We start from the raw sequence: 9,397 nt of genomic DNA on the forward strand, positions 1-9,397 counted from the left end.
CCACCTCCGCGTACCCGGACATCGCGGCCCAAGAGCTCGTGGTGCCGCTCGCCGGCAGCGTCACGTGGGACACGGGGATCGTCGGCCCGATCCAGATGTGGATCCTCTGGTACTTCCTGTGCTCGATGGCGTTCACCCAGCTCGTCCAGAAGAGCCTCAACATCCAGATGTCTCCGTCGACGTCGTAATCCCGTTTCGACGCGAAGTTCGTGCCGGCGTCAGCTGATTTCAGCTGCACCGAGTCCTCATTCGGTGTCAGTTGTGTCGTTTCGGATCATTTCAAGGGCGAATCCGAGGGCGAGCGCGCCGACGAACAGAAGCACACTGCCTCCGACGACGGCCGTTTCAGCGACCCGCGGGATCTGTTCTATGTCCGAGACGAACACGCGGACGTCGAACGCGACCACGACGAGGGCGCCGATCCCGTTGAACACCATGTCGAGAACCGTATCGCGGAGCCCGTAGTACTCGAGCACGGGCGGTCTGTCGATGTACTCACCGAGGTCGCGGGCGGCCAGTTCCAGGAGCTCCCAGACGACGCCGGCGCCGAGCGTGAACAGGACGGTGAAGAGGGCCGCGTAGGGACCCGTGACATGTGATCCGAGCGCGGACGGGGTCTGAAGGCTCGTGTAGACGACTGCCGCGATAAGCGCGGCGGAGACGCTGTGTGTGAGGTGGTCCCACCACCTAACGGTGTCGTACCACCCCAGCATCCCTAGCATGTGGAGGAACCCCGCAACGGCGATCCACGCGGAGAGCCCGGGGTCGAACGTGACGTCCGCCCCGCCTCTGAACGCGATCGCGAGCTCGGTGAGAGTCGGAAGGACAGCTGCGACGGCGGACGCGATCCCGTTCACGACCGCCGGGAGGTTCCGGGACAGCAACCCGATGAGGATCGTTCCGAAGATACCTGTCAAGAAGACGAAGAACACGGTTTGCAGAACGTTCGTCATGAGACGGTGGGAGAGAGTGTAATATACTGATGGGCGTGCTAGTAGGCTTTTCGCAGTTGATTCACGCTCTCGTTTCGTCGGGGAGATCGAGTCCCGCGACGGGGCGCGCGGTAACCGCCTCTTCGATCGTATCGAACGACCGAGTCCCTCGGACGCGGACTCAGCGGAGGCACCAAGCGGGATTTCACCGCCCGCCGCAGCGGGACGACCACCGCTCCCGTCGCCTCAACAGGAGCAGTAGTACTCGCGGTCGACGAACGCCGTCTCGAACAGTTTCGCGGCCGGAGATGGGTCGGAGGGTCGGTAGACGCCGGTCGTCAGGTCGCCCTCGCGCTCGAACGCGCCGGAGACGAGCCGCCGCCAGTCGTCGGGCGCCAGCTGGTCCCAGAAGGCGTCGTCGCCCGCTAACAGCGAGAGGTAGTCGCGGAGGTACACCCACCTCGTCGGCTCGATTCCGGGCGACTCGTACGCCGCGTCGGTGACCGCGGCGTACGCGGCCATCGGGAGGTTCGCCCCCGCGGCGACGGGCATCGAGATCCACTTCCACGGGCGGGTGTTGACGTCGAGCAGGAGGAACTCCTCGCGGTCGGCGTCGTAGACGAACTCCGCCTCGCTGATCCCGTGGTACCCGGCGTCGTCGAGCACCGCGAGCGCGCGCTCCTCGATGGCGGGCTCGTCGGCCGTCTCGACCAGACAGGAGGTGCCGAAGTTGCGCGGGTACCGGACCGCCGCGTTGCCGACGACCGCGAGCGCGTCGCCGGTCCCCGAGGGCGGCACGTACGAGGCGAGCGAGTGGTCCCGGCCCGTCGCGATATCGACGCGCTTCTGGGCCATCACGGCGATCCCCTCGTCGCTCGCGGCCGCCACGACGTCGGCGAGCTCCTCGCGGTCGGCGACCTCGATCACGTTGGTGCCGAACGCCTCCTCGAAGTCGCGCTTGAGTTCGGGCTTCACCACCAGCGGGAAGCCGAGCGCTTCGGCGGCGTCGTCGAGGCCCGCGTCGGGCTCCCGCGTCGCCGCCGCTGCGGTCTCCGCCAGTCGGTACGTCTCGGGGTAGGGAACCCCGAGCGCCTCGCAGGTCCCGTACAGCGCCGACTTGTTCAACACGTCGTCGAGCGTGTCGATCCCGGAGAAGGGGAGCCGGACGCCGTCGGGGTCGGCCTCGGCGTACGCCAGCGCCCACTCGTCCATGCAGCCGAACGCGACCGCCTCGGTCCCCGCGGCGTCGACGACCGCCTCCACGTCGTCACGGAACCCGTCGAGGTCGTCGAGGGGATACGTCACGGCGCCCGCGAAGTCGACTGCGTCCGAGGGCGGAGCGAGGCCGTCGTGACGGATCGCGGTGGATGCGTCGTCCGCACCGGTCTCGCCGGATACGTCGGCCCCGCCGCCCGCATCGTCTCCGGCGCGGTCGAGCGCGATCACGGGCACGCCGTGGGCGTCGAGCGCGCGAGCGACGCCGAGTCCGGTCACGTGGGCGTTGCTGACGAGGGCCGGCGGCCGGTCGAAGGAGGCGTCCGCGAGCGCGTCGATCAGCGACTCGGTCGAGCGGAACTGCGCTGCCATATCCCACGTCGCCGGGCCAGCTACAAAGGCGCACCAGTATCGGTCCGGCGTGCCACTACCGGTGACGCCCGGGCGGGCGACTCGACGGGGGGACTCGGACGCGGGCGCCGACCGCTCGTCGCCGGCGCGGACGCGCCCGACGCAACGGGCTTTTGGTCGCGCCGCGCCTCCCTCTCCGTATGAGCGAGACAGGGCTGCCGGACCGTGTTCGCCGCGCGTTCGCGGACCACGGCTCCTTCGAGCCCGCGAGCGACGACGGCGTGTGGACCTCCGAGACGACCGCGTTCGACGGGAGAGTGCGCGCCGAGCCCACCGAGGACGGCCGGGTGCGGTTCGCGGTGACCGTCCGGGTGCCGACCCTCTCGGCGGCGACCGCGGACGAGGTCGCCGAGGTGGTCGAGGAGGGGTGGATCGAGACGTTCGAGCTGCGCGTCGTCGACGTCGGCGGCGTGACGCGGGTCGACCGCGAGTTCGACCCGAGCGTCGCGGTCGACGACGACGAGCTCGTCGTCGAGTTCGGGCTGACCGATAGCAACGAGCGGCGCGGCGTCGACGACGCCGGGGCGCTGATCGACTTCGTGGAGGGCACGTACGTGCAGGGCGTGATCCCCGGCTACGAGTACGTCGATCCGGTGGCCGGCCTGCTGTCGGCGGCGCGCCGGCATGGCAACGACGGCGGGCGCTGACCGGCTCCGTCGGCGCTCGTTCTTAAGTAGGGCGACCGTCGCGTCGGCCGATAGGGGCAAATGCCGGGAGCCCGTAGGGCGGTTATGCTCGCGTTGTTCGGGTTCGTCAGCCTCCTCGCGCTGGTGGCGTTCCACACGCTGGTCGCCGGGGTGACGACCCGTTTCTTTCGGCTTCGGCTGTCGACGTCGTGGGGGTCGGTGGTGTACACGATCGTGTTGACGCCGATGCTCCTGCTGATCTCGACGCTCGTGTTCACGGGCGCGCTCAACGTCGGCGCCGGGGTCAACCTCGGTAGCACGACCGTCCTCTTCGGACTGCTCGTCTTCCTCCCGGTCGTGCTCGGCGCGGCCATCGACTACCTCTACGTGCCCTCGCCGGAGGAGTACGAGCTGCCGGACACGCAGTAGGGGGCGACGACGGCCCCTCGACGAGGTCGGCGACGAGCTACGTTTCGACCAGATCCGCGACGATCTCCGCGACGCGAGCCGCGACTGCCTCGGGCGACCGCGTCGCGTCGACGCGCACGAACCGGTCCGGCTCCGCGTCGATCAGTCGTTCGTAGTTGTCCCGGACCGTCGCGAGGTAGCCGTCCTGCTCGAACTTGTTCGTGCGTCCCGCGCGCTCCGCGGCGATTCGGGCGTCCAGATCGAGGTAGACCGTCGCGTCGGGCGACCGCGAGAAGGGCGCGTGGATCCCCCTTATGTATTCGAGGGGGTCGGTCCCGTCGAGGGCGATATCGCTCGCGGCGAGCGTCGCGGCCTGATACGCGAACCGGGAGTCGGAGTAGCGGTCGGAGACGACGAGGTCGCCGTCGGCGAGGGCGGGCGCGACCGTCTCCGAGAGGTGGTTCGCGTGGTCCGCGGTCAACAGGAACAGCTCCGCGAGCGGGTCGGCGTCGTCGGCCGCGATGGAGCGGTCGACCGCCTCGCCGTACCAGCTGTCCGTGGGCTCGCGGGTGAACGTCGCGTCGGGGTAGCGCTCGCGGAGCGCCTCCCAGACGGTCGTCTTCCCGCTCCCGTCGAGCCCCTCCAGCGTGATCAGCATGGTCGCGCTCGGACGCGCCGGGGAATAAACGGACCGGGTTCCGGGGGCGCGACCGCGTTCTCGGACAACGTGTCCCTTTTTATTTCCTCGGCGGAAATTCGCTGCTATGATTTGCGTTTCTCCTGCGCCCCGACCGACACGGAGGCGCCGATGGTAGACGTCGCGATCTCCGTCAGTCGCGTGTTCGGCGCGCTGGTGTTAGTGGTGCTGAACGGCTTCTTCGTCGCGTCGGAGTTCGCGTTCGTCCGGGTCCGGTCCACCTCGGTCGAACAGCTCGCCGCCGAAGGTCGGCCCGGGTCGGGCGCGCTCCAAGACGTGATGGGGAGCCTCGACGACTACCTCGCGGCGACCCAGCTCGGGATCACGCTCGCTTCGCTCGGGCTCGGGTGGATCGGCGAGCCCGCGGTGGCCGCGCTGATCGAGCCGGCGCTCGGGTCGGTGCTCCCGGAGAGCGCGGTCCACCTCGTCGCGTTCGCGATCGCGTTCAGCGTCATCACCTTCCTCCACGTGGTGTTCGGCGAGCTGGCGCCGAAGACGATCGCCATCGCGCAGGCCGAGCGCATAGCGCTGATGCTCGCCCCGCCGATGAAGCTCTCCTACTACCTGTTCTCGCCCGGTATCGTCGTGTTCAACGGGGCCGCGAACGCCTTCACCCGCGCCATCGGCGTCCCGCCCGCGTCGGAGACCGACGAGACGATGGAAGAGCGCGAGATCCGTCGGGTGCTCGCGCGCTCCGGCGAGGCCGGACACGTCGCCGACGTCGAAGTCGAGATGATCGAGGGCGTCTTCGAGCTCGACGACACCGTCGTTCGAGAGGTGATGGTGCCGCGGCCGGACGTGGTGACGCTCGCCGCCGACCTGACGCTCCCCGAGATCCGCGCGACCGTGCTGAAGGCGGGACACACCCGCTACCCGGTCGTGGCCGACGAGGACGCCGACCGGGTGGTCGGCTTCGTCGACGTGAAGGACGTGCTACGCGCCGGCGAGGCCGGCGACGAGTCGGCGACAGCGGCCGACCTCGCGCGGGAGCTGGTCGTCGTTCCCGAGACGACGTCCATCGGCGACCTCCTCGTCCAGTTCCGCGAGGAGCACCGGCAGATGGCTGCCGTCATCGACGAGTGGGGGGCCTTCGAGGGGATCGTCACCGTCGAGGACATTGCGGAGGCGCTCGTCGGCGACCTCCGCGACGAGTTCGACACCGACCGGGGCGAACACACGATCCGCGCGCGAGAGGGCGGCGCGTACGAGGCCGACGGCTCCGTCTCCCTGTCCGTCGTCAACGACGCGCTCGGGACCGACCTCGCGGCGAACGGGTACGAGACGCTCGGCGGGCTCGTGTTGGACCGACTCGGCCGCACGCCGGAGTCGGGCGACGCCGTCGAGGCCGGCAAACACCGCTTCGAGATCACGGCCGTCGACGGCGCCCGGATATCGACGGTGCGGATCAGTCCGATCGACGACGGCGACGCGGGAGACGGCGACGTGGGCGCCGGCGACGAGCCCGACAAGCGCGACGACCCCGACGAGTAGGACGAGAGGTGTGGTGACGCCGGGTGGCACGACGCGGGGCGACGAGTGAGAGGGGGTGGCGGGCGCGGGCGTTTTTTACGGGTCGGCCGCGACCCTTGACGCATGTTCGACCGGATCCTGTTCCCGACCGACGGCGGCGACGGAGCGAACGCGACGTTCGACCACGTCCTCGACCTGGCGGCGGACCGCGACGCGACGGTCCACGTTCTCAACGTCGCCGACACGACTCACGACAGCGTCACGCGGGTCGGACGGACAGTGATCGACGTGCTCGAACGCGAGGGCGAGGAGGTCGTCGAGGCGGCCGCGGAGCGGGCCGCGGACCGCGGCGTCGAGACAGTCACGGCGGTGCTCCAGGGCGGCGTCGCCGAGACGATCACCGCGTACGCGGTCGACCACGAGACGGACCTGATCGCCATGCCGACGCGCGGGCGGACGGGGCTCGACCGCCTGCTCCTCGGAAGCACGACCGAGCGCGTCGTGCGGCAGTCGACCGTTCCGGTTCTCAGCCTCCGCCCGGACGGCGAGCCGGCGCGGTACCCCTACCGGAACGTCCTCGTGCCGACCGACGGGAGCGAGCGCGCCGACGAGGCGCTCGACCGCGCCGTGGCGCTGGCGACGCGGAGCGGCGCGACGCTCCACGTCCTCTCGGTCGTCGACATCGGAAGCGTCGGCGTCGAGGCGTACTCTGGCACCGACGCGCTCGTGTCCGCGGCCGAGGAGACGGTCGCGGAGGCCGCCGCCGTCGCCGAGGCGGCCGGCGTGGAGGCGGTCGGCCACGTCGAGGTCGGCTCGTCGGCCGCTCGCGGGATCCGGTCGTACCTCGCGGACAACGACGTCGACCTCGTGACGATGGGCACGCGGGGGCGTACGGGCGTGGGGCGCTACCTGCTCGGAAGCGTCGCGGAGCGCACCGTTCGGACCTCTCCCGTTCCGGTGTTGACGGTGCCGGACGCCGGGGTGGAGTGAGGCCGGTCGCCGGGGTGAAGTGAGGCCGGTCGCCGGGGGAGAGTGAGGCCGGTCGCCGGATTCGAGACCGCGCCGCCGTCCGCGGGGCGCCGTCTGACGCCGCGGTAGGTTTACGGTGGTTCCTCGCCTTATCCCGTGTATGAAAGTGTTGGTAGCAGGCGGGACCGGCTTCATCGGGTCGTACCTCTGTCGCGCGCTCGCCGACGGGGACCACGACGTGACCGCCCTCTCCCGTTCGGGGGGCGAGACGCCCGACGGCGTCGATATCGCCACGGGCGACGTCACGGACTACGACTCGATCGCGGGGGCGGTCGAGGGACAGGACGCCGTGGTGAACCTGGTCGCGCTATCGCCGCTGTTCGAGCCGAAGGGAGGTAACGTGATGCACGACCGGATCCACCGCGCCGGCACGGAGAACCTCCTAAACGCCGCCGAAGAGGCCGGCGTCGAGAGGTTCATTCAACTGAGCGCGCTTGGGGCCGACCCCGACGGCGACACGGCGTACATCCGCGCGAAGGGGCAGGCGGAAGCGGTCGTCCGCGAGAGCGGCCTCGACTGGACGATCTTCCGCCCCTCGGTCGTCTTCGGGGAGGGCGGGGAGTTCGTCTCGTTCACAAAGCGGCTGAAGGGGATGTTCGCGCCGGGCGTCCCGTTATACCCGCTTCCCGGCGGCGGCAAGACCCGGTTCCAGCCGATCCACGTCGAGGACCTCGTCCCGATGCTGGTGGAGGCGCTGGAGGCGGACGAGCACGTCGGCGAGACCTACGAGATCGGCGGCCCGGAGACGCTGACGCTCCGGCAGGTGACCGACCTCGTGTACGAGGCCGAGCGCAAGGGCGTCACCATCGTCCCGCTGCCGATGCCGCTCGCGAAGATCGGCCTGTCGGTGCTCGGCGCGATCCCCGGCTTCCCGATGGGACCGGACCAGTACCGGTCGCTACAGTTCGACAACACGACCGCCGACAACGACGTCGTCGCGTTCGGCGTCGACTCCGACGAACTGACCACGCTCGGCGCGCACCTCGGGGGACGATGAACCGGGACGATCGCGAGACGGGGGGACCGTTCGACGGGCGACGCCGGGAGCATCGGGGCCGACGGCGCACGTTCGTGTCACTCAGGTGGATATCAGCGATGGTAACGGCAACCGAAGGCTTAAATATGCCATCACGTTCTGTTCATTTCAAAGGCGGAGGGAGCACACGATGAAACTTGCAATGATCGGATTCGGACAGGCGGGGGGTAAAGTCGTCGACAAATTCCTGGAGTACGACAAGCGGACGGGATCGGAGATCGTCCGCGCGGCCGCGGCCGTGAACACGGCCAAGGCCGATCTCATGGGCCTCGAGCACATCGCCGAGAGCCAGCGCGTGCTCATCGGGCAGTCCCGGGTGAAGGGCCACGGTGTCGGCGCGGACAACGAGCTCGGCGCGGAGATCGCCGAGGAGGACATCGACGAGGTGCAGGGCGCAATCGACTCGATCCCGGTCCACGAGGTCGACGCGTTCCTCGTCGTCGCCGGGCTCGGCGGCGGGACCGGCTCCGGCGGCGCGCCGGTGCTCGCGAAGCACCTCAAGCGGATCTACACCGAGCCCGTCTACGGCCTCGGCGTCTTGCCGGGCAGCGACGAGGGAGGCATCTACACCCTCAACGCGGCCCGCTCGTTCCAGACGTTCGTCCGCGAGGTGGACAACCTGATGGTGTTCGACAACGACGCCTGGCGGAAGACTGGCGAGTCCGTCCAGGGCGGCTACGAGGAGATAAACGAGGAGATCGTCCGGCGGTTCGGGATCCTCTTCGGCGCCGGCGAGATCCAGCAGGGCCAAGAGGTCGCCGAGAGCGTCGTCGACTCCTCGGAGATCATCAACACGCTCTCCGGTGGCGGCGTCTCCACCGTCGGCTACGCGGAGGAAGAGGTCGAGGAGCGCAGCTCGGGGGGGCTGCTCTCGCGGCTCCGCAGCGACGACGGCGAGGACGAGCTCGACAGCGCACACACCACGAACCGCATCACCAGCCTCGTCCGCAAGGCGGCGCTGGGCCGGCTCACGCTCCCCTGTGAGATCGAGGGCGCGGAGCGCGCGCTGCTCGTGCTCGCGGGGCCGCCGGAGTACCTCAACCGGAAGGGTATCGAGCGCGGGCGGAAGTGGCTCGAAGAGCAGACCGGCTCGATGGAGGTCCGCGGCGGGGACTACCCGTACCGCGGCGCCGGCTTCGTCGCGACCGTGATCCTGCTCGCGGGCGTCACGAACGTCCCGCGGATCAAGGAGCTCCAGCAGGTCGCCATCGAGGCGCAGGACAACTTAGACGAGATCCGCGAGGAGAGCGACGAGAACCTCGACGAGCTCGTCAGCGACGACAGCGACGAGCTGGAATCCCTGTTCTAGAGCGACCCTCCCGATGGAGGTCCTCGTCCCGTTCTCGACCGACCGCCCCAAGTCGAGACTCTCTAGCGTCCTCTCGGCAGACGAGCGAGCGGCCTTCGCGCGGGCGATGCTCGACGACGTGCTCGACGCGATCCGCGCGGCCGGCGGCGACCCGCGGGTACTCGCCACCGGCCCGGTCGACGCCGACCTCGGGTGTCCCGTCGACGTCGACGAGCGACCCCTGACGCCCGCGGTCAACGCGGCGCACGACGCGGGGTACAAAGA

At 69.7% G+C, this 9,397-nt stretch carries 10 protein-coding genes and 1 pseudogene; 8 read left to right on the forward strand and 3 right to left on the reverse strand.

Annotated features, from left to right (window positions below; all coding sequences use genetic code 11):
• Positions 1-188, forward strand: a 188-nt coding sequence (locus OQF71_RS12440) for an EMC3/TMCO1 family protein (protein ID WP_280588047.1), incomplete at its 5' end; no start/stop codon positions are given.
• A 57-nt stretch (positions 189-245) separates the two neighbouring features.
• Here the strand turns inward: OQF71_RS12440 and OQF71_RS12445 are convergent.
• Positions 246-953, reverse strand: a complete 708-nt coding sequence (locus OQF71_RS12445) for a hypothetical protein (protein ID WP_280588048.1) — start codon at positions 951-953, stop codon at positions 246-248.
• A gap of 225 nt (positions 954-1,178) precedes the next feature.
• The gene (locus OQF71_RS12450; protein WP_280588049.1) at positions 1,179-2,519 is read right to left on the reverse strand and encodes a carboxylate--amine ligase; all 1,341 of its coding nucleotides are present in this window, start codon (positions 2,517-2,519) and stop codon (positions 1,179-1,181) included.
• Positions 2,520-2,698: 179 nt separating this feature from the next.
• Between OQF71_RS12450 and OQF71_RS12455 the strand changes: the two genes are divergently transcribed.
• Positions 2,699-3,205: a DUF5813 family protein gene (locus OQF71_RS12455; RefSeq protein ID WP_280588050.1), complete on the forward strand. Its 507-nt coding sequence runs from the start codon at positions 2,699-2,701 to the stop codon at positions 3,203-3,205.
• An 84-nt stretch (positions 3,206-3,289) separates the two neighbouring features.
• Positions 3,290-3,613 carry a hypothetical protein gene (locus OQF71_RS12460; RefSeq protein ID WP_280588051.1) on the forward strand — a complete coding sequence of 108 codons (324 nt, stop codon included), beginning with the start codon at positions 3,290-3,292 and terminating at the stop codon, positions 3,611-3,613.
• A gap of 37 nt (positions 3,614-3,650) precedes the next feature.
• Here OQF71_RS12460 and tmk read toward each other — a convergent pair whose 3' ends face one another.
• Positions 3,651-4,250, reverse strand: coding sequence for a dTMP kinase (gene tmk / locus OQF71_RS12465; RefSeq protein ID WP_280588053.1), 600 nt, complete (start codon positions 4,248-4,250; stop codon positions 3,651-3,653).
• A gap of 150 nt (positions 4,251-4,400) precedes the next feature.
• Between tmk and OQF71_RS12470 the strand changes: the two genes are divergently transcribed.
• The 5 genes and pseudogenes from OQF71_RS12470 to OQF71_RS12490 form a co-directional block, all read left to right on the forward strand.
• Positions 4,401-5,780, forward strand: a complete 1,380-nt coding sequence (locus OQF71_RS12470; protein WP_280588054.1) for a hemolysin family protein — start codon at positions 4,401-4,403, stop codon at positions 5,778-5,780.
• A gap of 102 nt (positions 5,781-5,882) precedes the next feature.
• A complete protein-coding gene (locus tag OQF71_RS12475; protein WP_280588055.1) occupies positions 5,883-6,749 on the forward strand; it encodes a universal stress protein in 867 nt (288 codons plus the stop codon).
• Positions 6,750-6,888: 139 nt separating this feature from the next.
• The gene (locus tag OQF71_RS12480; protein ID WP_280588056.1) at positions 6,889-7,785 is read left to right on the forward strand and encodes a complex I NDUFA9 subunit family protein; all 897 of its coding nucleotides are present in this window, start codon (positions 6,889-6,891) and stop codon (positions 7,783-7,785) included.
• A 169-nt stretch (positions 7,786-7,954) separates the two neighbouring features.
• Positions 7,955-9,133 carry a tubulin/FtsZ family protein gene (locus tag OQF71_RS12485; protein ID WP_280588057.1) on the forward strand — a complete coding sequence of 393 codons (1,179 nt, stop codon included), beginning with the start codon at positions 7,955-7,957 and terminating at the stop codon, positions 9,131-9,133.
• A 13-nt stretch (positions 9,134-9,146) separates the two neighbouring features.
• Positions 9,147-9,397 (forward strand): annotated as a pseudogene (locus OQF71_RS12490) (2-phospho-L-lactate guanylyltransferase); the annotation flags it as partial.

This window comes from Halorubrum sp. Boch-26, from assembly GCF_029889805.1.
Taxonomy (GTDB): Archaea; Halobacteriota; Halobacteria; order Halobacteriales; family Haloferacaceae; genus Halorubrum.

Excerpts from the sequence above, each read along its gene's own strand:
- OQF71_RS12445 (WP_280588048.1), bottom strand. The coding sequence starts at position 953 with ATGACGAACGTTCTGCAAACCGTGTTCTTCGTCTTCTTGACAGGTATC.
- OQF71_RS12450 (WP_280588049.1), bottom strand. The coding sequence starts at position 2,519 with ATGGCAGCGCAGTTCCGCTCGACCGAGTCGCTGATCGACGCGCTCGCG.
- OQF71_RS12455 (WP_280588050.1), top strand. The coding sequence starts at position 2,699 with ATGAGCGAGACAGGGCTGCCGGACCGTGTTCGCCGCGCGTTCGCGGAC.
- OQF71_RS12460 (WP_280588051.1), top strand. The coding sequence starts at position 3,290 with ATGCTCGCGTTGTTCGGGTTCGTCAGCCTCCTCGCGCTGGTGGCGTTC.
- tmk (WP_280588053.1), bottom strand. The coding sequence starts at position 4,250 with ATGCTGATCACGCTGGAGGGGCTCGACGGGAGCGGGAAGACGACCGTC.
- OQF71_RS12470 (WP_280588054.1), top strand. The coding sequence starts at position 4,401 with ATGGTAGACGTCGCGATCTCCGTCAGTCGCGTGTTCGGCGCGCTGGTG.
- OQF71_RS12475 (WP_280588055.1), top strand. The coding sequence starts at position 5,883 with ATGTTCGACCGGATCCTGTTCCCGACCGACGGCGGCGACGGAGCGAAC.
- OQF71_RS12480 (WP_280588056.1), top strand. The coding sequence starts at position 6,889 with ATGAAAGTGTTGGTAGCAGGCGGGACCGGCTTCATCGGGTCGTACCTC.
- OQF71_RS12485 (WP_280588057.1), top strand. The coding sequence starts at position 7,955 with ATGAAACTTGCAATGATCGGATTCGGACAGGCGGGGGGTAAAGTCGTC.